Below are 21,938 nucleotides of genomic sequence, written 5' to 3' on the forward strand. Positions count from 1 at the left end.
GAGCTCAGGGCCCCGGCGCGGTCAGATAACGCTGGATCGTCGGCGCCAGCCACGCCACGATCTCCGCCCGCGTCAGCTCCACCGCCGGCGGCATGCGCAGCACGTACCGCGTGAGCGCCAACCCCAGGAGCTGCGACGCCATGAGCGCCGCCCGCGCCGGGACCTGCTCGGGGTCGGGGCACACCTGCCGGGCGGCCGGCAGCAGTTGGTCCCGCAGGACGCCCTGCATGCGCTCCGCCCCCGCCCGGTTGGTCGCGCCGACCCGCAGCAGGGCGGTGAGGACCTCGTTGTCCTCCCACATGTCGAGGAAGTGCTCGACGAGGATCCGCCCCGCCTCCCGCCGGCGGTCCGCCCCGCTCATGTCCGGCAGCCGGAGGTCGACGGCGACGGCCGCCACGAAGAGGCCCTCCTTGTTGCCGTAGTACCGCATCACCATCGACGGGTCGATGTTCGCGTCCTTGGCGATGGCGCGGATGGTGGCGCGCTCGTAGCCGTCGGTCGCGAAGCGCTCGCGGGCCGCCGTGAGGATCGCGCCGCGAGTGGCGTCGGAGCGGCGGGGAGTGCCGGAGCCGGGAACCGTGGGGGTGCTGTCGCCGCCGTTCATGACGACAAGCGTAGGCCGACAAACAGAGGCCCACAACTGTTGGCCCACATCCGTTGACGCCTCTCCGAGCCTTCGGTACGTTGGTCAACGAGCGTTGGCCAACATTCGTTGGCGCATGGGCGATGGCAAGCAGGCACCGGCAACAGGAGGCCACCATGGACGGCACCGCCACCCACCGCACCGTGATCGTCGTAGGCTCCGGCCCGACCGGCCTCCTCCTCGCCGGTGACCTCGCCGCGGCCGGCGTCACCGTGACCCTCGTGGAGAAGCGGCCGCGCGGGATCGGCAATCTCTCCCGCGCCTTCGGCGTACACGCCCGCACCCTGGAGCAGCTCGACGCGCGCGGCCTCGCCGACGAACTCCTCACCACCGGCGACACCATCACCGGCCTGCGGCTCTTCCGCCGCCTCTCGCTCGACCTGAGCACACTGCCCTCACGCTTCCCGTTCCTGCTCATCACCCCGCAGTACGAGGTCGAGCGGCTCCTGGAGCGGCGGGCCCGGCAGGCCGGGGTCGAGTTCGCGTACGAGAGCGAGGTCGTGGGGCTGCGGCAGGACGAGGAGGGGGTCGACCTCGACGTACGCGGCGCGGACGGGACGGTCGTCACCCGCCGGGCGGCCTACGTCGTGGGCGCCGACGGCCACCGGAGCGCCGTGCGGGAGGCGATCGGCCTGGACTTCCCCGGTTCCTCCGTCATCAGGTCGCTGATCCTCGCCGATGTCCGGCTGGCCGAGAAGCCCGAGGGAGTCCTCACCGTCGACGGACGCGGCGACGCCTTCGCGATGATCGCCTCCTTCGGCGACGGCTGGTACCGGATCATGGGCTGGAACCGCCGGAACGAGGTCCCCGACGACACCCCGCTCGCCCTCGACGAGGTCAGGGACATCACCCGCCGTGCCCTGGGGAGCGACTACGGCATGCACGACGCCCGCTGGCTCTCCCGCTTCCACAGCGACGAGCGCCAGGCACCGCACTACCGGGTCGGGCGGGTCTTCCTCGCGGGGGACGCCGCGCACATCCACTCCCCGGCCGGCGGACAGGGCATGAACACCGGCCTCCAGGACGCCGCCAACCTGAGCTGGAAACTGGCCATGACCGTCCGGGGCCGGGCGCCCGAAGGGCTCCTCGACAGCTACGAGACCGAGCGCCACCCGGTCGGCAGGTCGGTACTGCGCAGCAGCGGCGGACTGGTCCGGCTGGCCCGCACGCGGAACCCGCTCCTGCGCGCCGCCCGCGCCCTGACCTCGGCGTTCGTCACCATGGCCCCGCCCGTCCAGCGCAAGGCCCTGGGCCGGATCACCGGAATCGGCTACGCCTACCCGGCCCCCCGCGGCGCCCACCGTCTCACCGGCACCCGCGTCCCCGACGTCGCCCTGAGGGGCGGCCGGCTCCATGAGGCATTGCGCGGCGGCCGGTTCGTACTGATCACACCTGGGACGTACGAAGGCCCCGCTGTCCGCGAGGGGCGGCTGACCGTGGAGCGCTGGGCGGGCGACCGCCGGACGACCGTCCTGGTACGGCCCGACGGATACGTGGCCTGGGCGGCGGAGGACGCGTCCGCGATCGAGGAGGCGGTGTCCCGACACCTGGGCTGAGCCGTTTCCTTCGAACGGGACGTCGGGGTCGAGCCCGCCAGGACACCCCCGGGGCGACGAAGTCACGCGCCGCGCTTGTGGAGCACACCCAGACAGTGCTGCTCCGGACCGGACACGTGGTCGCCCCGGCGCGGCGGGAAGAACACCGCGCAGACGCCGGCAGGCCGGGTGAGGACGCTGGACTGCTCCCCGAACGTGAGGAGGTCGTTGACGTCATGACGGCAACCGACCGAGTCGAGGTCGGCGATCAGCTCCTCGCGGAGCACCGTGGACGGGTACGACTCGGAATCCGGCAGGACCGGGGGCGGCAGCCTGACCACCGCGCCCGGCGAGAGCCTGATCCACGGTCCGCTCACGCTGTGCCGGGTGACGACCAGCTCCAGACCGCCCCAGGCGTAGGGGTAACCGTCGACGTCGGGCCCCAGGAGGCGGATGGCGGGATGCGGACGCCCCGGGCCGAGGAGGTCTTCGGCCTCGGACAGCGGCATGCCGCAGTGAAGGGGCCCGATCCGGCCCGTCCGGGCGAAGTCGACAAGCAGGCTCGTCAAGGTCACGACGGTGACCGTGCCACCTCCGTGCGCCGGCCCTCACCCGGATATCGGTCGCGGAGCACCGACCGGCGGAGGCCGCACGGTCAGGCGCGACCGATGAGACGGCCGGACCGGACGCGCGCCTCATCGGCCGACGCGTGACGGCGGTCGCGGACCGGGACAGGACGCCGACCGACCTCGGGCCGCCCCTCGGCCTTGCCGAACCCCACCAAAAACTCGTCGAGTTCACCCCGGACGGGCCGTACTGTGACCGGCATGGCCCACGCCAAGACCTCCTACGTCTGCCTGCCCTGCCGGGCCTCCTACAAGCAGCCCTACCGCGGTGACCACGACCGGATCTGCCCGCGCTGTGCCGAGCCCCTGATCCATGTGGGGTCGGCCTTCGCAACGCCGCGGCGACGCGACACCGCCGCCTGGCGAACCCTGGCTGTACTCCTGAACGCCGGTGTCCGCTTCCACAAGAGCTGCTGTGGCGGCCCCGGCTACCGTCCCCGCACACTCGGCGAGGTCCGCGAGCGGATCGCGTACGCGCGAAGGACCGGTGAACCGTTCGCGCGTGCGTTGGTGCGCCAGGAGCTGCCGTAACCCCGGGCACCGTGACCTCGGCCGGCACGCGGGTGACAAGGACCGTGTCCCTTCTGGCCGCGCTCACCGGATGCGAGCGGTCCTCACCAGCCGTCAGGAAGACGCGCGCGGTTACGGACGGGTCGTCCCCGGGAGGCAGGTGACCGCCGGGTTGTACGTGGTGAACTGGCCCTCGGGGTTCTTCTTCCACAGCCAGAGGTGCAGGGCGTAGTGGACGGGCTGCCCGGGGAAGTTGCCGCGGTGGGGGCCCTTGAAGGGCACCCCGAACATGCTCGGCCGGTCGTCGTCCGTCTTCGGGTTCTGGTCGCGGTCGTGGACCAGCCACTCCACGCCGACGAGCCGCTTGCCGCCCCTGCCGTCGTCCTCGTAGAAGAGGGCGGTGGGCTTGGCCGGGTCCGTCGAGTTGTCGTGGGCGTGGTTGAAGTGCGGGTATCCGAGCGCGCCCGTCCCGCCCGCCCGGTCGAAGACGCAGTACCGATCGGGCTTGTAGCCGGCCCGCACACCGTTCGCATGGTGCTGGTACGGAGCGGTCGCCCGATAGGCGACCGCCTTGTCCGCGGCCGCCCTGCCGGGCTCGGATCCGGCGGCGGCCGGCCCCACGGCGAGCGCAGTGGCGCCGACCAGGACCAGGGCGAGCGTACGGGCCATGTGCGAACTCCTCGACGACGGTGGCGCGCGGATGCCCCACCACACCTTCCCCCGCCGGCCCCGCCCCTCCCACGAACGGTCCGGACGGAGGACACCCGACCGGACGATCCCCGGCCCGCCGGGCGAGGTAGTCGAGCGAGCGGACGTCGACACGGAGATCACCGCAAGACGACCGGCACCGGATCGGGCCACAAGCCGACCGAGCGGCGCGCCGATCAGAAGGCGCTGACCGGCGCGGGACGGTGGGACCCGGCGATGAAGACGGACGTCGACGAACGCCGCCGCGAGTTCGGCACCGAGTACGGCACGCACGACACGTACATCGCCGACGTCTTCGCCCCCCCCGCCGAGGACCTCTTCCGGCGGGCGGCCGAGCGCGGCCGGACCGTCGACACGACCGAGCCCGAGTACCCCTTCGTTCCCGGCGTCTCCCTCGGCTTCACCCGCCGGACCATCCAAGAGGTGCCCCGCACCGCGCAGGGGCTCCCGGTCCGCGTCACCTCTGTCCTGGTCGCGGGCGAGCACTCCCACGACCGGTGTCCGGGCCGCGACCCGGGCCCGGTCGACGGTGCGCCGGGAGCCTGCGGCGGCGGTCGCCCTCGCGGACGGCGAGCACGGTGACCCACCCGGCCGGGGCGTGAGGGAGGCCGGGTGCGGCAGGACGGGAAACCGACCGGGCTCCCGGGCCGGCGGGTCGGACGCCGAACACCTCCCCCGACGGCACGGGGGCTTCGTGCGTTGCGATCCTCACCCCGACCTGACCGGCGCTCCCGATCGGTGGCCACGCCGGGAACGCCCGGCGAGAGGAGCTTCGGGATCCGCACCCGGACCTCGGAAGCCGGCGCCTTCGCCTCCTGGACGACCACCTTGCCGATTCCTCCCCCGGAGAGTCGCTGCCACCGGCCGGAGGGGGTAGGGGCGACGGTGGAAACGACCATCCCTTTCCGGAGAGCGGGACACGATGCGAGAGAAGAACGAGCAGGCCGGCGGGTGCGGCGTCCGCGAAGTGGAAGCGGTACGGCCGCGCCGTGCCGCCGCCGTCCACGTCGTGACGGTCCTGCGGTGAGCGCCGGAACGGACAGTGCGTCCCCGTCCGGGCTGCGCCGCACCCTGACCACTCCCTTGCTCTACTTCTTCATCCTCGGCGACGTCCTGGGCGCCGGGGTGTACGTGCTGGTGGGGCAGGTCGCCGCCGCGTCCGGGGGCGCGGTGTGGGTCCCGCTCCTCGTGGCGCTGGTGCTGGCCATGCTGACCGCCGCCTCCTACGCGGAACTGGCGACGAAGTTCCCCCGGGCGGGCGGTGCCTCCCACTACGCGACCCGGGCTTTCGGCCCGGCGGTGGGGTTCGTCGCCGGATTCTGCATGCTGGCGGCCGGCATCGTCTCGGTCGCCGCGCTCGCCCGTGGCTTCGCCGGCGACTACCTCGGTGCCTTCGTCACCCTGCCCGTCGCACTGGTCGCCGTGCTCTTCCTCGTCCTGCTGGCCCTGGTCAACGCCCGGGGCATCAAGGAGTCCACCCGCGCCAACACCGTCGCCACCCTGGTCGAGGTCGGCGGTCTGGTGGTCGTCGTGGTGCTCGGCGCCGTCCTGCTGCTGCGCGGAGAGGGCGACCCGGCACGTCTCGTCCAGCTGGGCACGTCCGAGAAGGGCGTGGCGGCGGCCGTGCTGAGCGGATCCGTCCTGGCCTTCTACTCCTTCGTCGGCTTCGAGACCTCGGTGAACGTCGCCGAGGAGACCCGGGACCCCCGGCGCTCCTACCCCCGCGCCCTGTTCGGCGCGCTCGCCACCGCCGGGGCCGTCTACGTCCTGGTCGGCGTCGCCGCCTCGGCCGCCGTGCCCACCGATGTCCTCGCCTCTTCCAGCGGCCCCCTCCTGGAGGTCGTCCGCGAAGCCGGCGGCGTCCCCCCGAAGCTGTTCAGCGCCATCGCCCTGGTCGCCGTCGCCAACGGGGCACTGCTCACGGGCATCATGGCCTCGCGCCTGGCGTACGGGATGGCACGCGACGGGCTGCTGCCCGGCGTCCTGACCCGGGTGCTGCCCGGCCGCCGCACACCCTGGACCGCGATCGCGGCCACCACCGCTCCCGCCCTGCTGCTGGCCCTGACCGGCAACGTCGCCACTCTGGCGTCCACCCTGGTGCTGCTGCTCCTGGTGGTCTTCCTGATCGTCAACACGGCCGTTCTCGTGCTGCGCTCCGACCCGGGTGAGCCCGGCCATTTCCGTGCACCGACCCTGCTGCCCGTCCTCGGCGCCGCCTCGTGCGTGCTGCTCGCCACCCAGATCGAGGCCGAGGTGTGGCTGCGCGGCTCGGCGGTCCTCGCCCTGGCGGTGGTCCTCGCCGTGGTCGCGGCCAAGCGGCGCCGCCGCCCGGAGGCGGACGACGTGAAGGCCCGGACGACCGGGTGAGGACACGAGAGGTCCGGCGCCCGCGTCACCACCCGTGACGGTCCTGCTCGTCGAGGACGACGGGCTGATCCGGCGGTCCGTCGCGACGGTCCGGAACGTCACGACCACCGCGTGCTCGTCGCCGCCCACGGGCTGACCGGGCTCGAACTCCTCCGAGAGGGGCGGCACGACCTGCTGCTGGACGCGATGCCGCTCGACGTGATGCCGCCGGACCCGGAGGGGACGCCCCGGGTGCGGCGCGGCCCGGGACGCGGGCGCCTCCAGGACGGTGCCTCCCGCGGAAAGAGAGGCGACGCCCACGGGGCGACCGGTGGCCGCGTGATCGACGGGACGAGGGACCGACGAGCGGCTCACGACACACGGGTACGGACGCGGATCCGGCCAAACGGCCCTCACTTTCTGGGCTCTTTCCCGGCCGACACGTGCGGTTGACCCCGCGTGCGACTTTACTCGCCTATGGTTTTCTTGACCATTGATTGGGCATCTCTTTGTCTGATCCATAGGTGTGAGCCTGCCGGAAGGGAAGAACGTGCTGCGAGCCACGACGACCCGGAGCACATCGGCGTTCCGTGCCGTCCCGTCGCCCGCGTCCCCGTTCCTCGCCGTCGCGGCTTCCCTCACGCACGCCCACGCCCCTGGTCACCCCGCCGTCGGCAGCCGAGCCGGGACCACCCCGTCCGGTCCGGCGCCGCACGGCGGGACCTCGACGCTTCCGGCCCGTCGTTCGTCGGAGATCCCGAACGGAGGACGGGTGACCGGACCCGGCCACGCCGCACCCGGCGCCGTGCACGTCCGCGCGTCGAGCAGATCCGGGGCCCCCTACGAGGCCCCACTCCGGATGTTCCGCCGCTGACCGGGCGGAACGGCCCCCCACATCTCCGTCATGCAAGCCCGACGTGCCGTCACGGCGCGCCAGGAGGAATCACCACACCATGCAGCCCCTCATCGACAACGCGCGCACCTTCGGACAGCGACCCGAGGAGTTCGCCGGCCTCGCCGCGGGCCAGTCCCCCGAGGTCCTGTTCATCACCTGCTCCGACTCCCGGGTCGTACCGGCCCTCATCACGGGCGCTCGGCCCGGCGAGCTGTTCGAACTGCGCACCGCCGGCAACATCGTTCCCCCCTACGGCTCCACCACCCCCACCGGAGAGGCGGCGACCATCGAGTACGCCGTGGAGGTCCTCGGCGTCCAGGACATCGTGGTGTGCGGCCACTCCCACTGCGGTGCGGTCGGTGCCGTGGTGCGCGGTGACGACCTGAACTCGGTTCCCGCCGTACGGGACTGGCTCGCGCACGCCGCGAAAGAACCCGAGTGCTCCGACCCCACCGACCCGACGGTCGCCGAGGCCGTGCAGAACCACGTCCTGACGCAGCTCCTGCGGTTGCGCTCCTACCCCTGCGTCGGACGACGCCTGCAAGCCGGCGAACTCCGCCTGCACGGCTGGTACTACGAGGTCCACACCGGACTCGTGCGCGAACACCGCGCGGACACCGACACGTTCGAGACGCTCTGAGGGAACAGGTGAACGCCATGCTGTCCAAGTTCCCCCATCTGCGACAGGACTTACTCGCCTCCGTCGTCGTCTTCCTCGTCGCGGTGCCCCTCTGCGTGGGGGTGGCGGTCGCCTCCGGCGTGCCGGCCGAGCTGGGACTCGTCACCGGCATCGTCGGCGGCATCGTCACCGGCCTCATGCGCGGCAGCAGTCTCCAGGTGTCGGGACCTGCCGCCGGCCTGACCGTGATCGTCTTCGAGGCGGTCAGCGAGTTCGGGGTGGGCACGCTCGGTGTGATCGTGCTGATCGCCGGCCTGCTCCAGCTCGCCATGGGGTTCTTCCGCATCGGCCGCTGGTTCAGGGCGATATCCGTCTCCGTCGTCGAGGGCATGCTCTGTGGCATCGGCCTGGTGATCATCGCCGGGCAGATCTACGCCGCGGCGGGTCTGAAGGCTCCGGAGACCGGCCTCGGGAAGATCACGGGTCTGCCCCGCGCGTTCGCCGACGCGTTCGGGAGCGCCGAGGCCCTGGCCTCCCTCGCGATCGGCGCGGGCACCATCGCCGTCATCGTGCTGTGGAGGAGACTGCCCGAGCGGATGCAGGCCGTGCCCGGGGCCCTCGCCGCGGTGGTGCTGGCGACGGCCGTCACCCTCGGTCTCGGGCTGCCGGTCGCCACCGTCGAGGTGGAGGGCCTGCTCGGTGTCGTCCAGCCGCCCGGCGCCGAGGCCTTCGGCGAACTGGCCGGTCCCGCCATCTGGGGCACGATCATCGCGTTCGCGCTGATCGCCTCGGCGGAGAGCCTGTTCAGTGCGGCGGCCGTGGACCGGCTGCACGACGGCCCGCGCACCGAGTACGACAAGGAGATGGTCGCCCAGGGCACGGGCAACACGATCTGCGGCCTGCTCGGCGCCCTGCCCATGACCGCGGTCATCGTACGCAGCTCGGCCAACGTCAACGCCGGTGCGAAGACCAGGGCGTCGCGGGTCCTGCACGGTGTGTGGCTGCTGCTGTTCGCCGCCGCGTTCCCGTTCGTCCTGGCGCTGATCCCCCTGCCCGCGCTCGCCGGCATCCTCGTCCACGCGGGCTGGAAACTGATCCCGTTCCGCCAGGTCGCCGTGCTGTGGCGGGAGCACAGGGGCGAGGCGGCGATCCTGGTGGTCACGGCCGCCGCCATCGTCGTGGTCAACATGTTCGAGGGCGTCCTGATCGGTCTGGCCCTGGCAGTCGTCAAGACCGCCTGGGAGGCCTCGCACGTCAAACTGGAAGTCGTCGACAAGGGCGCGGGCCCGGTCGAGGCGCACCTGACGGGCAACGCCACGTTCCTCCGCCTGCCGAAGATCCTCGACACGCTGGAGTCCCTCCCGCAGGACCGCCCGGTCGAGCTCGACCTGTCGGGACTGCACCACCTCGACCACGCCTGCCGTACGGCACTGGAGAGCTGGGCCGAACGGCACAGTGCGACCGGCACCGAACCGGTGAAGCTCACCACCGCGGCCTGAGCCGGCGGACGGCGGGCCCCGCCCCCGGTCGTCAGAGGTCGCCGGGCTCAGACAGCCCCGCGACCGGCGGTCCGGAGCCCCGGGGCCCGCCGCCCGCCGTCTGCGCACTCCCGTTCAGCGGGCGGTTTCCATCGCTCCCAGACCTTTCGCCAGATCCTCCCTGTTCATCACCGGCGTGTAGGAAACCTTGGCGCCCAACTCCAGGAAGAAGGGTTCCGCGGTCTTCGGCATGTCGGCGGACTCCGCCAGGTCGCAAAATATGTAAGCCGTCCGGCAGCCGTTCTCGGTGGTGAAGTAGGCGGCCTCCGGCCGGATCACCGACATCGCCTTGCCCAGCGTCCCTTCCAGTGTCCCCTGCCTGATGGCTTCGTTGGACGTCTGCGTGTCCATCTGAACCTTCAACAACATGCGCATGGCAACCGCCTTCCCGGCTCCGGCGCCCCCGGTCCGGGCGTACGGGGCGTGCCCGAAGCCCTCTTACCAGCGTCTCTCCGCTTCCGCCCTCGGGCCAGCCGACCCCTGAGCGGGACGCCGCCGGGGTCGAGGGGGCGACAGCCGACGTCGGCGGTGACGCGCCCCGTCACGAGGGATGCGGACGCCGGCAGGGCGACCGACCGGCCCGCTTCATCCTCCCGCGCAGGACGAAAGGGGTTCGCCGACGTCGTCCCGTCGTCTCATGGCACGCAGAAGTCGGCCGGCGATCCAGTCCGGCCCGAGGCCCCGCAGTTCTCCCGTCCACCGCGACATCCCTTCGGGAGGGCGGGAGAGCAACTCGCGCACGGCCCGGCCCACCTCCCCGGGATCCAGGCGGGAGGGGTCGAGGCACGTGGCCAACCGGGCCCGCTCGGCGTCGTGCGCGATCGAGAACTGGTCACTGGAGAAGGGGAGGACCAAGGCGGGGGTCCCCGACGCCACGCACTCCGTGAAGGAGTTGTTCCCGCCGTGGTGCACCATGACGTCGACCCGGCGCAGCAGCCACCGCTGCGGAACGACACGGGCGACGTGCACCCTCGGACCCGACAGACGGGCGAGGGCCGGAGCGCTGTCACCGGCCGCGACCACCACCGCCGCGTCCGGAACACCGGAGAGGACGCTTCGCACCAGGAGGTCCAGCACGTCGCTGCGGGCCGACAGGAAGGTCCCCAGAGCGATCAGCACCACCCGGCGGGCCGCCGACCTCAGGCGGTGGACGACAGCCTCCCACTCCTCGCCCGGATCCGGTTCCGCGGCGGGAACGCAATGGCCCCCGTACAGGAACTCGGCCCCGGTCGAAGCGTGTTCCGGAAGCCAGGGGAACCGCGGGTAGTTGAACACCACGGCACGACAAGAGGTGAGGGCGAACGCTCGGCCCGGCGGATCGACCGAGGCGCCGTGCGCTCGTGCGACCTCCGCGAACCGTTCGGTGAAGGCCGTGTCGTTGGCCCTGGCCGCGCGCCGCAGCTCCGCCAGCGCCCCCGCCGCGGGACGGACCGCCCGCGGCCAGGCGTAGGGGACCCCGAAGAACGCGTCGGGCCGGTGGGGCACGTAGGTCGGGTGCCCGGGACAGAACGTGGCGAAGGGCAGCCCCAGGCAGTGCAGCGCCAGCGTCACCGGATAGCTCAGCTGGTCGACCACGTACCAGTCGGGAGCCAGCCGTTCGTGCAGGGCCCTCAGCTCGGCCATCACCCTCTCCGGATCCGACAGCAGGTCCTCGCCGCGGTGACGCGCCTGTGCGAGCAGAGCGGCGACCGCTCCCCTCCGGGTCGAGCCGAGGAACTCCTCCAGGCGCTCCGCCTCCCGCGCACCCTGTCGCGTGCTCCGCGCGACACCGGTGTTCGCGTTCCTCGTCACCGTCAACGGCACGAAGCCGACGCCGGCCCCCTCGGCCATCGGGGCGAAGGACGGCGCGCTGGCGAAGCGGACCCGGGCACCGGCCCTCTCGAGGGCTCCCGCGAGCACCGACAGGGGCTGGGCGTGCGAGTGGAACGGGGGACTGACGACCACCACGCGCGGGGGACGTCCTGCCGCGCGGGTGTGACGTGGCGAGATCATGCCGTGTCTTCGTCTCCGGAGGGCGCGGCGGATGCGCGGGAAAGGGGGATCGCCGGCCGGTGGCCGCGCCGGGTCCCGGTCCCGTACGGGTCTCCCCGACCCCGGGCCCCGCCGCGACGCGCTGTGCATCCGCGTGCCACCCCGCCGGCGAAACACCGCAGGCAGAGAGCCTTCGGTGAGGAGCCCCCGTGGAACACTTTCCGTCCGTCGCCGCCGCGCGAGACAGCCTCCGCACCCCGAGGAAAGGGCGGAGGGAGCGCGATCCGTTCGTCGAGGCCAGGACGGCCTACTGGAACCGTCTGCGCGGCGGAAGGAGGTCGCACGGCCCGCACGAGCACGATCCGTCGTCGTCCAGCCTGCTGAGAGAACTGCTCGCGGCCGAGTACCACCTCGACCACCGGGCGCGGGCCCGTACCGACGGGGCCACGGCCCGTGACACGGCCCTGGCGAGGATCAGGCACCGGGTCCGGGCGGGGCAGGTGCCCGATCCCGACGAATGCGTGCGGCTGCCGGCCGGAAGCGATTTCACGCGGGCCGTGCTGTTCGAAAGCTGGCCGGCCACCGCACGCCGTTACGGGGCCGAGTGGACCACCGCCGCCGTACGCTCCGGGCTGCGCGCGACGGAGGACCCGGACGCGGTGGCCTTCCTGCTCGACATGGCAGCCGCCACGGGCCTGCGCCCCCTGCCGCCCGCGGAAGTCCTCCGGTTCGCGGAGGGGGACGACCGGCGGGTCAGGCATGCCGCCTGGCGCCTCCTCGCGGCGTACGGCCGCGGGCGGCTCCCCGGGGCCGGGGGACACGGCCCCACCGACGCCTATGAGCGCGTACTGCTGGAGGCCCTGGGGCGGCGACCGCTCACGGGAGCCGGAATCGAAGGGGTCCGCCCCGGCCTGTTCGTCGCCCAGTCCATGCTCATGGGCCGTTTCGACAGCCCGGGGGAGGGGCTCAGCGGAGGCCTGAGCGTCCTTCTCGGCTCACTCGGCGACGCCCTCGCCGGCACCGACGGCATCGCCGCCGCCATCACGCTGGTCACGGCCTGCCGTCCGGAACTGGAGGAGGATCCGGTCCTGCTGCACCGCCGGGGCCGGGGACACTGGATCCTCAGGCTCCCCCTGGACAGCGACCGCCCGGTGGGCCCCGAGGAAATGGGCCGGCACCGGGAAGCACTGGCCTGGTGGGCCGCCGAACTGCTGGGGTCGCTGCGGCACCCGATCGACGTCCTGCACGTCCGTTACGCCGATGACGGCTCCCTCGCCCTGGCGGAAGCCGCCCGAAGGGTCGGCGCGGCCCTCGTCTTCACCGCCACGCCCGACCCCCACCGCCAGATGAGCGAGCGGCACGACACCTCCGGCGCGAACCCCGCCCACGTGCGCCACGACCTGCACCGGGTCTTCCTCGCCGACCGCCTGGTCGAGCGGGCCGACCGGGTCGTGGGCATCGCCGGACGCACCGGCGGGACGAACGAGCTGCTGAGCCACTTCCCGCAGCTCGCGGAACGGACCGACGGCACGGCGCCCGGCGCGCCACCGGAGGGCGTCGCCCCCTATCAGCCGCCGCCCGACCGGGAACGGCGCCGCGAGCTGCTCCTCGGCGCGGTCGACGCGGTGGCGAGCTCCTGCGGGGACCCCGCACCCATGGTGCTGCTGAACGTCGGCCGCCTTCATCCGGTCAAACAGCAGGACGTCCTGGTCCGTGCCTGGACGGAGTCGGGTTGCCACCGCGACTCGATCCTCGTGATCGTCGGCGGCAGTCCGCGGACGGGGGACTCCGTGGAGCGCTCGATGCGCGAACGGATCGAGCGGGCCGTCGCCGCCTGCCCCGAGGCCCGTCGACGGCTGCTCCTGCTGCCGGCCCTCCCCAACGCGGAGGTGCGGCTTCTCGAACGGGCTCTGGCCGACCCGGCACGGCCTTTCCGCGCCCGGTACGTCTGCTCCAGCGCGAAGGAGGAGTTCGGCCTCGCCGTCCTGGAGGCCATGGAGGCCGGACTGGTCACGGCCGGCCCCGTCAGGGGCGGCGTCCCGCACTACCTCACCGACGGGGACAACGGGCTGCTGCTCGACACGTCCACCTCGCGAAGCCTCGGCGACGGACTGAAGCGTCTGCTGCGGATCGGCGACGAGGAGGCCGCCGTGATGACCTCTCGCGCACGGCGCCTCGTCCGGACCACGTACTCGTCCGTGGCGATGGCTCGCGTGATGGCCGAACACTACGCGGACGTGACGGACCGGGAGCGCCGGTCGAGCGACGGCGGACCCGCGATCGGTGCCCCTCGCGTACGCATCCCTTCGTGAGCGTGAGGAGACCCGCTCGCAAGCGCGCCCGGATCCTCCGGCGCGACACCCGTACTGCGCGGTAGTACGAGGGAGGGGCGGTGAACCCGGAGAGGTGCCCTCACCGGCCGTGGAGCACGGCGGAGCACCTGATCCGGGTCGTCGCCCCCGTCCTCGCGCCGGGGGCCGCGAGGCGCGGTCGGACCGGAAGGCCTGCGTCCCCGGACACGCGTGGTGCTCCGAGGACCCCGAAGTCGCCCTCACAGGCGTCCATCAAGACGAGGTAAAGATTTCAAGTATCCGGTGAAACCGATCGGTCCACGGCGACGGAACCCATTTCCACAAGGAGTTCGAAACCTTGTCGGACTTTGAAGGAGAGGATCACCATGACTGCTCGCACCGCAGGCGCGGCCCTGGCAACCGGTGTCGCCGTCGCACTGTCCGTCACCGCCGGTGCTCCCGCGTTCGCCCAGTCCCAGTCCCAGGCCGAGGTGGAGCAGGCCACCGTCTCGGTGCTGCACGCCGTGCCGGGCCTGACCGTGGACGTGTTCGCCGGGGACAAGGAACTGCTGCCCGACTTCAAGCCGGGCACGCTCACCGACCCGCTCAAGCTGGACGCGGGTTCTTACGACATCAAGGTCTTCAAGGACGGGGAGGGCCCCAAGGGAACTCCGGCGATCCAGAAGACCGTCGAGGTGCCGGCCGGGGCGAACGCGACGCTGGTCGCGCACCTGACGGCCGACGGCAAGCCGACGCTCGACGCCTTCGTCAACGACACTTCCAAGGTGCCGGCCGGCAAGGCCAGGCTCACCGTCCGGCACGTCGCGGCCGCCCCCGCCGTCGACGTCCGGGCCGGTGGCACCCCGGTGTTCAAGGGACTGGAGAACCCCAAGGAGGCCGAGGCCGAGGTGGCGGCCGGCACGGTGAACGCCGACGTCGTCCTCGCCGGTACCGACACCGTGGCGATCGGCCCGGCCAAGCTGGACCTGGCCGAGGGCAGCAACACGATCGTCTACGCGTGGGGCAGCGCCGCGGACAAGAACCTCGCGCTGAAGACCCAGACCATCACCGGCATGCACTCCGCACCGGGCGGCGTTCCCGCAGGCGGAACGGGCCAGGCCGCGAGCGGGACCAGCGACGCGGCCTTGGGCGCCCTCGCCGCGGGTGCGGTCCTCGCCCTCGGCGCCGGTGGTTACCTGCTGCGCCGTCGCGACGACGCCGCCTGACGGCGAGCACACGACACCCAGACGGATCTCCGGGTGTGCCCGTCCCGTCCACCGGGCCGGGCACACCCGGAGCATCCTCGTGCCGGAAAGGCCGACCGTGATGAGTCCGCAGCGGACAGGACACCGCACGATCCTCGGAGTCGCCGCCCTGCTGGTCGGGGCCGTCCTGTGCGGCGTGTTCGCCTTTGTCGCGCTGCGCGGACACCCCACACGAGCCGCCGACTTCGGCACGGTGCCGACGACGGAGCCGTCGTCGTCCGACCCCACCCGTGCGGCGCCGGCGCGGGACTCACCGCCGTCGTGGCCGAGCACCGCACCTGCGGACTCCGGCCCCTCCGGCCCGGCGGACCCCTCGCCGCCGGAGGAACTGTCCGTCCCCCGGCTGGGCCTGCGCGCTCCCGTCGATCCGGTGGGAGTGGACGACGACGGCCTGACGGAGGTACCGCCGGACCCCGACCGTGTCGGGTGGTACCGCTTCTCGCCGGAGCCCGGCTCTCCCGAGGGGTCCTCCGTCGTCGTCGGCCACGTCGACGCCGAAGGACGCGGCCTGGGCGTTCTGAACGGCCTGAACGAAGTCCGCCGGGGCGACCGCGTGGTGATCGCGCGCCGGGACGGGAGCGCCGTCGCCTACAGGGTCGTCGCCCGGCGGACCGTGGGCAAGGAGGACCTGGCCGGATCGGGTGCGTTCCGCCGCGGCGGACCCCCCGTGCTGACGCTGATCACCTGCGCCGGTCCCTACCTGCCCGACAACGGCGGATACCAGAACAACCTGGTCGTCACAGCAGTGGAGGCATCCGAATGACAGCTGTTCGGGAAGGTGCGGCAGCGCCGGCAGCCGGTGTGGCCGCGGCGACGGAGGAGGAGCTGGGTGAGGGGTTCGCCAGGGGCGACGAGGCATGCCTGAACGAGGCCTACCGCCGCTGGGGCGCGCTCGTCCACGGCGTCGCCGCCCGCAGGCTCGCCGATCCGGAAGAGGCGAAGGACGTCACCCAGCAGGTCTTCGTCGGCGCCTGGAACAACCGCGGCTCCTTCGACTCCCGTCGCGGTTCCCTGAGGACCTGGCTCATGGGCATCACGCACAAGAAGGTCGCCGACGCCTTCGACAGGCGCTCCCGCCATCTGCGCGACGTCGATGCCGCCACCGCGGCCGCGGACATATCGGTCCGGCCCGCGCCCGCGACCGAGACACTGCTGGACCACATGGTGCTGATACGGGAGATGGAAGGCCTGCCGGACCGGCAGCAGCTCGTGCTTCAGCTCGCCTTCTACGAAGACTTGTCCCAGACGCAGATCGCCGAACGCACCGGAATGCCGCTCGGAACGGTCAAGAGTCACACCCGACGCGGCCTGATGCGCCTGAAGAAGCGGTTGGAGGCGGACCGTGAAGCACACCGATGAAGAGACCCTGGCGATGCTGGCCCTCGGTGAGGAGACCGACCCCGCGGCCTCCCTCCACCTGCACGAATGTGACCACTGCCGCAGGGAGTACGACAGCCTGCGGCGCATCGTGACCGCCATGAGGACGCCCGCCCCGGCGGAACACGAGCCGGTCCTGCCGTCGGAAGAGGTCTGGAACTCGATCGCCGCCGAACTGCGGTCCCCCGGTCCCCCCGCTCCCCTTCCGGCACACGGCACCACCGCTCCGGCACGCCGGCCCGGTCCGGGCCGCCTGCGGCGCACGAGTCGCTTCGCGGTGGTTCTCGCCGCCTGCGCAGCCCTGCTCGGCGCCGCCTCCGGCAGTGCGCTCACCTGGTGGCTCACGCGCCCGGACGCACCGGTGGAACAGACCGTGGCCGACGGCAGACGGCTCGACTCCCTGCGCGCCGACTCGGCCGGTTACGCACACCTGAAAGGCGACACCGGACGGCGCTCACTGGAGATCACCGTCAGGGGCCTTCCCGAGACGGCCGGTTACTTCGAGGTCTGGCTCATGGACCGCACCCACACCAAGCTCGTCTCCATGGGGGTCCTCGGACCCGACGGCCGCGCGGTCCTGCCCGTCCCCGCGACCATCGATCTGGACGAGTACTCGGTCGTGGACGTGTCCCTCCAGACCTACAACGGCAAACCCGACCACTCCGGCGACAGCATCGTCCGGGGTCTTCACGACGGGTGAACACGGGGTGCGTCGTCAGTCCCCGGATCACCGTTCGCCGCCTTCGAAGGCGGCGAACGAAAGGGGTTCAGCCGCCCGACGTCCGCGCGGGGTCCGCGGCGTCCAGGACGATGCGGGCGGTGACCCGTTTGCCGATGGGCTCGCGCCGGGCCTCGAAGCTCTCGGCGACGGCCATGACGATCTCCAGGCCGTGCCGGCCGATACGGTCCGGATCCGCCGCGCGGACGGTCGGTGTGGAAGGCTCGCTGTCCCGGACGGTGACCTCCAGCAGGCCGCCCTCCACGTGCAGTTCCAGCACGATCGGCCCCGGGGCGTACTTGCAGGCGTTGGTGACCAGTTCGCTGACCACCAGCTCGGTGGACTCCACCACGTGCCGCGGAACGGACGCGCCGCGTTGTCCGGGAAGCCGACCGAGGAACTCGGCGGCGATGCTCCGGGCATGAGAGGCGGAGCCTTTACCGCTCTCGAACGCATGGGTGATCCGGGCGGTCCGGGCTTCCTGCATGCGCTGGTCTCCGTCCTGTGTCGGCTGGATCCGTTCACGGTCCGTGCCCGCGCCTTCCTCGCCGCGCAGACCTCTCCTACTTCCCCCTACCGGTCGCGGTGGCCATCCGGATGCGCCCGTCACCACTCTTTCGGGTGCGCAGATGCGCAGGCGTACAAACCCGACCCGGCACGGTCGGGGGACCCGGTCCCCGGTGCGGCGGCCGACGAAGGGGATGGTGGTGTGACCGATGGCGTCTCGGGTAGCGGGTGGACATGTTCAAACATCGACGTGTACGGGTCGCGTGTGTGCTGGTGGTCGGATGCGTGGTGCTGACGTTCGTGGAATGGCGGGTTGAGCAGGCGAGCTGGCGTACGGCGGTGGTGAGCGGGTTCCTGATGGCGTGCGTGGTGGCCGGTACGTGGTGGTTCGCCGAGATGACGCAGGGCCTGTCCTCGCGAACGCGAAGGAAACGCTGAGTCGTTGCTCCCCGCCGGGGAACGCCCCCGCGCAGGCACGAAGGACGCGCACCCGGCCGGCATGTCCACGGACGGGAGAGGACCAGCGGGAAGCCCGTCGACGTCACCGGGGCGAGCGGGGGACCCCGCCCCGGGGCTCGGACGATGTATGACGCGCGATCGTTCACCGCACGTACACCGGAATCCGGTGTTACCCGCCGTGCGGCCGCCGCCGTGAGGACACTCTTCGGAGCCAGGCTCTCGCAGGTCCGACCATCCGCCCGCAGAGGAGACTCGCGTGACCCGTTCCACCATCGTCCGATCGACCGTGCTGACCGTGACCACGGCTCTCGCGGTGGCGGCGCTGGCCGTGCCCGCCGAGGCCCGGCACCGCCCGTACGCCGACACCCTGCCGGTCGTGACGCCCCGCGCGGAGACGCCGGTGCTGCACGACGACGACGAGGGCGGCAACGCCGACGCGGACGACCCGGCCATCTGGCGCAACGCCGCGGCCCCCGGCCGCAGCCTCGTCGTCGCCACCGCGAAGGAGGGCGGCCTGCGCGTCTACGACCTGGACGCGCGTCCGGTGCAGTCGATAGCCGCGCCTCCTGCCCCGGGTGAGGACGACGCCCCGGGCCGCTTCAACAACGTGGACCTCGTCCACGGCCTCCGGCTCTCCTCGGGGAAGGCCGACCTGGCCGTCACCAGCGACCGCGGCCACGACCGGCTGCGCTTCTACCGCGTCGACCGGGACCGTGCCGGCGGCCCGCTGACGGACGTCACCGACCCCGCCGCGCCGCGCGTGTTCTCCCGGGACCAGGCAGAGGTCGACGACCAGCGGACCGCCTACGGCCTGGCGACCTGGACGGACCCGGCGACCGGGAAGTCCTACGCCCTGGTCAGCCGCCGCGAGCGCACCACCGTCGCCCTCCTGGAACTGCTGCCGACCGCGGACGGCAAGGTCACCTACCGCAAGCTCCGCACCCTGGACCTGCCCTCCGTCTTCCGGCTGCCCAACGGCACCTCGTGGTCCCCGTGCGCCGAGCCCGGCGAGCTGCCGCAGGTCGAGGGCATGGTCGTCGACCCGGCCAACGGCATGCTCTACGCCGGTCAGGAGGACATCGGCGTCTGGCGGATGCGCGCCGACCTGACCGGTACGCCGAAGCTGATCGACAAGGTCCGCGAGTACGGGGTTCCCGGCACCTACGACGAGGAGACCGAGGAGTGCACGCCGGGCACCGACCCCGGCTTCGGAGGCACGAGGATCTCCGCCGACGTCGAGGGCCTGACGCTGCTCACGGAGCCCGACGGCGACGGTTACGTCCTCGCCTCCAGCCAGGGTGACGACACCTTCGCCGCGTACGACCGCGAGGTGGAGGACGCCAACGAGTACGAGGGGGGCTTCCGGGTCGCCGCCGCGAACGACGCCCTCGACGGCTCCGAGGAGTGCGACGGCGCCGCCGTCCTCAACGCCCCGCTCGGCTCCAAGTACCCCAACGGCCTCCTCGTCGTCCAGGACGGGCACGACGCCCCGGGCGACGGCGACCGGGACGCGACCAACTTCAAGTTCGTCGACCTCGGCGGGGTCATGGACGCCCTCGACGACTGACCGTCCCGTGGACCGCGGGTGACCACCCGCACGCCGACGCGTGGGCCCCTGCGGCCCACGCGTCGGCATTCCCGTGACCAGCGGGGTTCCGTGCGACGGGAAGCGGAGCCGGCGCTGCCGGCCGGCCGCCGGTCCGGGGCGGCGAGGGGGCCGGTCGCCGCACGCCTCCGGTCCGCTTCCCCGGGAGGTCTGCGCGGCGGCGGGCTCTCACCGCTTGTAGGAGTCGATGAGCCGGGCCAGGTGTTCGCCCGCGACCGTCAGCGGCGTCTCGCTCTTGAGGACCTGTGCGGTGAGTTCGGCGCCTTCGAGGGTGCTGATGACGGTGGTGGCCAGGTCGTCCGCGTCGCCCTCCGGGAATCCGGCTTCGCGGAGCCTGTCCGCCACCAGGTCCCGCCAGTGCTGGAAGGCCTGGGCGACGGCGTGCTCGATGGCTGGGACCCGCCCGGTGGTCTCCAGGGCCGTCGCGCTGATGGGGCACCCGTCCACCCACCCGGAGTCGCGCAGGTGGTGGGCGAGCGTGCGGGCGCAGACGGCGACGGCCTTCGCCGGGTCGGCCTCTTCGGACAGGGACGCCGACAGCAGTTCGGCGAACTCGTGGTCGGCATGCCGGACCGCGGCCACGCCCACGGCCTGCTTGCCGCCGGGGAAGAAGTGGTAGACCGAGCCGAGCGTGGCCCGGGCCTCCTGGGCGACCTGTTTGATGCCGGTCCCCTCGTACCCCTGCCGCTGCATCAGCAGGGAGGCCGCACGGACGATGCGCTCCCGGGTGCCCGGCTGTGGTGTGTTCGCCATGCGGCCGAGCTTACTGGATAAAACGTTCGTTCTAGCTTGTGGTCCATGCATGCGCCGTGCTAGCTTCCGGAACTAGTTAGAACGTTCGTTTTAGTGACGTTCGGAAACGAGGAGCTGGAGATGGAACACAAGCGGATCACCGCCAACGGCCTGGACCTTGCCTACGTCGAGGCAGGAGAAGGCCCGCTCGCCCTGATGCTGCACGGCTTCGACACGCCCAGGCTCTACCGGTACCTCATGCCCGCACTGGCCGAGGCGGGATACCACGCCGTGGTCCCCACCATGCGGGGCTTCGCGCCCTCCCAGGTGCCGCCGGACGGCAGCATGCGCCTGCCCGACCTGATCGCCGACGCCAATGCCCTGCACGAGGCGCTCGGCGGCGGGTCCGACGCGGTCCTCATCGGGCACGACTGGGGCGGCTTCACCACCTGGGGCGCCGCCGCGGCCGCGCCCGAGCGGTGGGCCAGGATAGTCGTCAACGACGTCCCGCCCCTGGAGTTCTACGATCGCGACAGCGCGGATCCGAGCAGGATCGAGCGGTACGTCCACTTCTACTTCTTCCAGATGGCCATGGCCGACCGGCTCGTCGCCGCCAACGACCTCGCCTACCTCGACTGGCTCTGGGACCACTGGACGGGCAACGTCCCCGGCTACGACTCCACCGAGGACCGCAAGGCCATGAAGGAAGGCCTCGGCACGCCCGAGAGGCTGCACCTCGGCCTGGAGCTCTACCGGCAGAACTTCCCGGCCGCGACGTTCGGCACCCCGCAGTGGGAAATGGCCCGCGTGCTGGACAAGCTGCCCTCCCAGCCCACCCTGTACCTCCACGGAACTGAGGACCCCGTGGTCGACGAGGCGACCCTCGCCGACATCATCGCCATGCTGCCCCCGGGGTCGGACGGCGCGATGATCGAGGGCGCCGGCCACCACCTCCTCGCGGAGAAGCCGCAGGAGGTCAACCGGCGCATCCTCGCCTTCCTGGCGCGCTGACCACGCTCTCGCGGCGCAGGTCGGTCGTCGGCCGACGACCGACCTGCGCCGCGAGAGCCGCTCTTCTTCCGCACCCTCGTCCGGAGGCGGTGGTGCTTCGCCCGCTCCGCCTCCCCGGCGGGATCCTCGAGGTCGTCCCGCCACCCGATCCGGTCCGGATCGACGCCGGTCCCGGAGGCGCGGCCTCCGGCGACGGCCTCGCCGCACACGGCCGTTCCCCGTCCGCGCCACGTGCCCGGGTCCGTTCACGGAAGGGGGCTCCGGCGCACCTTCCGCGGACCCCGGGCGGCGTCCTCCACGTCCCGGATAAGGATTCGTCCGCGGAGAGCGGTGCCCCTACGCTTGGCCGGAGCGGAAGTGCGCGCGTTTCCGCAGGTTGCGGTGCCGTGGCAGAGCGGTCCATTGCGATCGCCGTGGGCGAGGTCCCTCCCACGGCGACTGACGGGGACGGGGCGGGCCTGCTCCCAGCTGTCTCGCGGGTTCGAATCCCGTCGGCACCGCAACCGACCAGGACGGGGTGCGGCGCACGGACTTGCCGTCCCGCAGCGGTTCCGCGGAAGGCGTGACGGACTCCGGGAGCG

Annotated in this window: 21 protein-coding genes and 1 tRNA gene; 15 read left to right on the forward strand and 7 right to left on the reverse strand. The window is 72.3% G+C overall.

Annotation, left to right across the window (positions count from 1 at the left end; translation table 11 throughout):
- Window positions 1-4: 4 nt before the first annotated feature.
- Window positions 5-604 (reverse strand): TetR/AcrR family transcriptional regulator, encoded by a 600-nt coding sequence (locus OO47_RS17200; RefSeq protein WP_030217605.1) that lies wholly within the window; start codon window positions 602-604, stop codon window positions 5-7.
- Window positions 605-759: 155 nt separating this feature from the next.
- On the opposite strand from OO47_RS17200, the gene OO47_RS17205 reads away from it, so the two are divergent.
- Window positions 760-2,199 carry an FAD-dependent monooxygenase gene (locus OO47_RS17205; RefSeq protein ID WP_033209353.1) on the forward strand — a complete coding sequence of 480 codons (1,440 nt, stop codon included), beginning with the start codon at window positions 760-762 and terminating at the stop codon, window positions 2,197-2,199.
- A gap of 62 nt (window positions 2,200-2,261) precedes the next feature.
- Here OO47_RS17205 and OO47_RS17210 read toward each other — a convergent pair whose 3' ends face one another.
- The gene (locus tag OO47_RS17210; protein WP_030217611.1) at window positions 2,262-2,753 is read right to left on the reverse strand and encodes a hypothetical protein; all 492 of its coding nucleotides are present in this window, start codon (window positions 2,751-2,753) and stop codon (window positions 2,262-2,264) included.
- 252 nt (window positions 2,754-3,005) lie between these two features.
- Between OO47_RS17210 and OO47_RS17215 the strand changes: the two genes are divergently transcribed.
- Window positions 3,006-3,335, forward strand: a complete 330-nt coding sequence (locus tag OO47_RS17215; protein WP_030217614.1) for a hypothetical protein — start codon at window positions 3,006-3,008, stop codon at window positions 3,333-3,335.
- Window positions 3,336-3,446: 111 nt separating this feature from the next.
- On the opposite strand, the gene OO47_RS17220 is transcribed toward OO47_RS17215, so the two are convergent.
- Window positions 3,447-3,983, reverse strand: coding sequence for a hypothetical protein (locus tag OO47_RS17220; protein ID WP_030217616.1), 537 nt, complete (start codon window positions 3,981-3,983; stop codon window positions 3,447-3,449).
- Between the two features lie 255 nt (window positions 3,984-4,238).
- Between OO47_RS17220 and OO47_RS37285 the strand changes: the two genes are divergently transcribed.
- The 4 genes from OO47_RS37285 to OO47_RS17245 all read left to right on the forward strand — a co-directional run bounded on the left by OO47_RS37285 (window position 4,239) and on the right by OO47_RS17245 (window position 9,381).
- Window positions 4,239-4,604 (forward strand): hypothetical protein, encoded by a 366-nt coding sequence (locus OO47_RS37285; protein ID WP_199812308.1) that lies wholly within the window; start codon window positions 4,239-4,241, stop codon window positions 4,602-4,604.
- Window positions 4,605-5,045: 441 nt separating this feature from the next.
- Complete coding sequence (locus OO47_RS17230; RefSeq protein WP_030217618.1) at window positions 5,046-6,389, forward strand: APC family permease; 1,344 nt, start codon at window positions 5,046-5,048, stop codon at window positions 6,387-6,389.
- A gap of 932 nt (window positions 6,390-7,321) precedes the next feature.
- Window positions 7,322-7,903: a carbonic anhydrase gene (locus tag OO47_RS17240; protein ID WP_030217625.1), complete on the forward strand. Its 582-nt coding sequence runs from the start codon at window positions 7,322-7,324 to the stop codon at window positions 7,901-7,903.
- A 17-nt stretch (window positions 7,904-7,920) separates the two neighbouring features.
- The gene (locus OO47_RS17245) at window positions 7,921-9,381 is read left to right on the forward strand and encodes a SulP family inorganic anion transporter (RefSeq protein WP_030217628.1); all 1,461 of its coding nucleotides are present in this window, start codon (window positions 7,921-7,923) and stop codon (window positions 9,379-9,381) included.
- A gap of 114 nt (window positions 9,382-9,495) precedes the next feature.
- Here OO47_RS17245 and OO47_RS17250 read toward each other — a convergent pair whose 3' ends face one another.
- On the reverse strand, window positions 9,496-9,795 hold the full coding sequence (locus OO47_RS17250) for a hypothetical protein (RefSeq protein ID WP_030217631.1): 300 nt from the start codon (window positions 9,793-9,795) through the stop codon (window positions 9,496-9,498).
- A 210-nt stretch (window positions 9,796-10,005) separates the two neighbouring features.
- On the reverse strand, window positions 10,006-11,367 hold the full coding sequence (locus tag OO47_RS36235) for a glycosyltransferase (protein ID WP_234323213.1): 1,362 nt from the start codon (window positions 11,365-11,367) through the stop codon (window positions 10,006-10,008).
- 233 nt (window positions 11,368-11,600) lie between these two features.
- On the opposite strand from OO47_RS36235, the gene OO47_RS17260 reads away from it, so the two are divergent.
- From OO47_RS17260 to OO47_RS17280, 5 genes are all read left to right on the forward strand, one after another.
- Window positions 11,601-13,703 carry a glycosyltransferase family 4 protein gene (locus OO47_RS17260; protein WP_051716192.1) on the forward strand — a complete coding sequence of 701 codons (2,103 nt, stop codon included), beginning with the start codon at window positions 11,601-11,603 and terminating at the stop codon, window positions 13,701-13,703.
- 365 nt (window positions 13,704-14,068) lie between these two features.
- Complete coding sequence (locus OO47_RS17265) at window positions 14,069-14,908, forward strand: DUF4397 domain-containing protein (RefSeq protein ID WP_030217640.1); 840 nt, start codon at window positions 14,069-14,071, stop codon at window positions 14,906-14,908.
- 100 nt (window positions 14,909-15,008) lie between these two features.
- Window positions 15,009-15,710, forward strand: a complete 702-nt coding sequence (locus tag OO47_RS35110; RefSeq protein WP_078489704.1) for a class F sortase — start codon at window positions 15,009-15,011, stop codon at window positions 15,708-15,710.
- Between the two features lie 38 nt (window positions 15,711-15,748).
- Entirely contained in the window at window positions 15,749-16,306 is a 558-nt protein-coding gene (locus OO47_RS17275; RefSeq protein WP_234323214.1) for a sigma-70 family RNA polymerase sigma factor, read from the forward strand.
- Window positions 16,290-17,024, forward strand: a complete 735-nt coding sequence (locus OO47_RS17280; protein ID WP_030217648.1) for an anti-sigma factor — start codon at window positions 16,290-16,292, stop codon at window positions 17,022-17,024. The genes OO47_RS17275 and OO47_RS17280 overlap by 17 nt, the downstream gene beginning before the upstream one ends.
- A 67-nt stretch (window positions 17,025-17,091) precedes the next feature.
- Here the strand turns inward: OO47_RS17280 and OO47_RS17285 are convergent, their stop codons facing one another.
- Window positions 17,092-17,529, reverse strand: coding sequence for an ATP-binding protein (locus tag OO47_RS17285; RefSeq protein WP_033209357.1), 438 nt, complete (start codon window positions 17,527-17,529; stop codon window positions 17,092-17,094).
- A 305-nt stretch (window positions 17,530-17,834) separates the two neighbouring features.
- On the opposite strand from OO47_RS17285, the gene OO47_RS36885 reads away from it, so the two are divergent.
- Together OO47_RS36885 and OO47_RS17295 are read left to right on the forward strand one after the other, a co-directional pair.
- Window positions 17,835-17,987, forward strand: a complete 153-nt coding sequence (locus OO47_RS36885; RefSeq protein WP_158708667.1) for a hypothetical protein — start codon at window positions 17,835-17,837, stop codon at window positions 17,985-17,987.
- Window positions 17,988-18,264: 277 nt separating this feature from the next.
- The gene (locus tag OO47_RS17295; protein WP_106969410.1) at window positions 18,265-19,575 is read left to right on the forward strand and encodes a phytase; all 1,311 of its coding nucleotides are present in this window, start codon (window positions 18,265-18,267) and stop codon (window positions 19,573-19,575) included.
- A 207-nt stretch (window positions 19,576-19,782) separates the two neighbouring features.
- Here the strand turns inward: OO47_RS17295 and OO47_RS17300 are convergent, their stop codons facing one another.
- Window positions 19,783-20,367, reverse strand: a complete 585-nt coding sequence (locus OO47_RS17300; RefSeq protein WP_030217659.1) for a TetR/AcrR family transcriptional regulator — start codon at window positions 20,365-20,367, stop codon at window positions 19,783-19,785.
- A gap of 93 nt (window positions 20,368-20,460) precedes the next feature.
- Here OO47_RS17300 and OO47_RS17305 point away from each other — a divergent pair, with 93 nt between their 5' ends.
- Together OO47_RS17305 and OO47_RS36890 are read left to right on the forward strand one after the other, a co-directional pair.
- Window positions 20,461-21,357, forward strand: coding sequence for an alpha/beta fold hydrolase (locus OO47_RS17305; protein WP_051716193.1), 897 nt, complete (start codon window positions 20,461-20,463; stop codon window positions 21,355-21,357).
- A gap of 380 nt (window positions 21,358-21,737) precedes the next feature.
- Window positions 21,738-21,857 (forward strand) — tRNA-Gly (locus OO47_RS36890).
- Window positions 21,858-21,938 lie beyond the last annotated feature (81 nt).

It is taken from the genome of Streptomyces bikiniensis (genome assembly GCF_000716625.1).
Lineage (GTDB): Bacteria > Actinomycetota > Actinomycetes > Streptomycetales > Streptomycetaceae > Streptomyces > Streptomyces bikiniensis.

Coding starts and splice junctions, on each gene's coding strand:
- OO47_RS17200 (WP_030217605.1), bottom strand. CDS start 604: ATGAACGGCGGCGACAGCACCCCCACGGTTCCCGGCTCCGGCACTCCC.
- OO47_RS17205 (WP_033209353.1), top strand. CDS start 760: ATGGACGGCACCGCCACCCACCGCACCGTGATCGTCGTAGGCTCCGGC.
- OO47_RS17215 (WP_030217614.1), top strand. CDS start 3,006: ATGGCCCACGCCAAGACCTCCTACGTCTGCCTGCCCTGCCGGGCCTCC.
- OO47_RS17220 (WP_030217616.1), bottom strand. CDS start 3,983: ATGGCCCGTACGCTCGCCCTGGTCCTGGTCGGCGCCACTGCGCTCGCC.
- OO47_RS37285 (WP_199812308.1), top strand. CDS start 4,239: ATGAAGACGGACGTCGACGAACGCCGCCGCGAGTTCGGCACCGAGTAC.
- OO47_RS17240 (WP_030217625.1), top strand. CDS start 7,322: ATGCAGCCCCTCATCGACAACGCGCGCACCTTCGGACAGCGACCCGAG.
- OO47_RS17245 (WP_030217628.1), top strand. CDS start 7,921: ATGCTGTCCAAGTTCCCCCATCTGCGACAGGACTTACTCGCCTCCGTC.
- OO47_RS17250 (WP_030217631.1), bottom strand. CDS start 9,795: ATGCGCATGTTGTTGAAGGTTCAGATGGACACGCAGACGTCCAACGAA.
- OO47_RS17265 (WP_030217640.1), top strand. CDS start 14,069: ATGACTGCTCGCACCGCAGGCGCGGCCCTGGCAACCGGTGTCGCCGTC.
- OO47_RS35110 (WP_078489704.1), top strand. CDS start 15,009: ATGAGTCCGCAGCGGACAGGACACCGCACGATCCTCGGAGTCGCCGCC.
- OO47_RS17285 (WP_033209357.1), bottom strand. CDS start 17,529: ATGCAGGAAGCCCGGACCGCCCGGATCACCCATGCGTTCGAGAGCGGT.
- OO47_RS17300 (WP_030217659.1), bottom strand. CDS start 20,367: ATGGCGAACACACCACAGCCGGGCACCCGGGAGCGCATCGTCCGTGCG.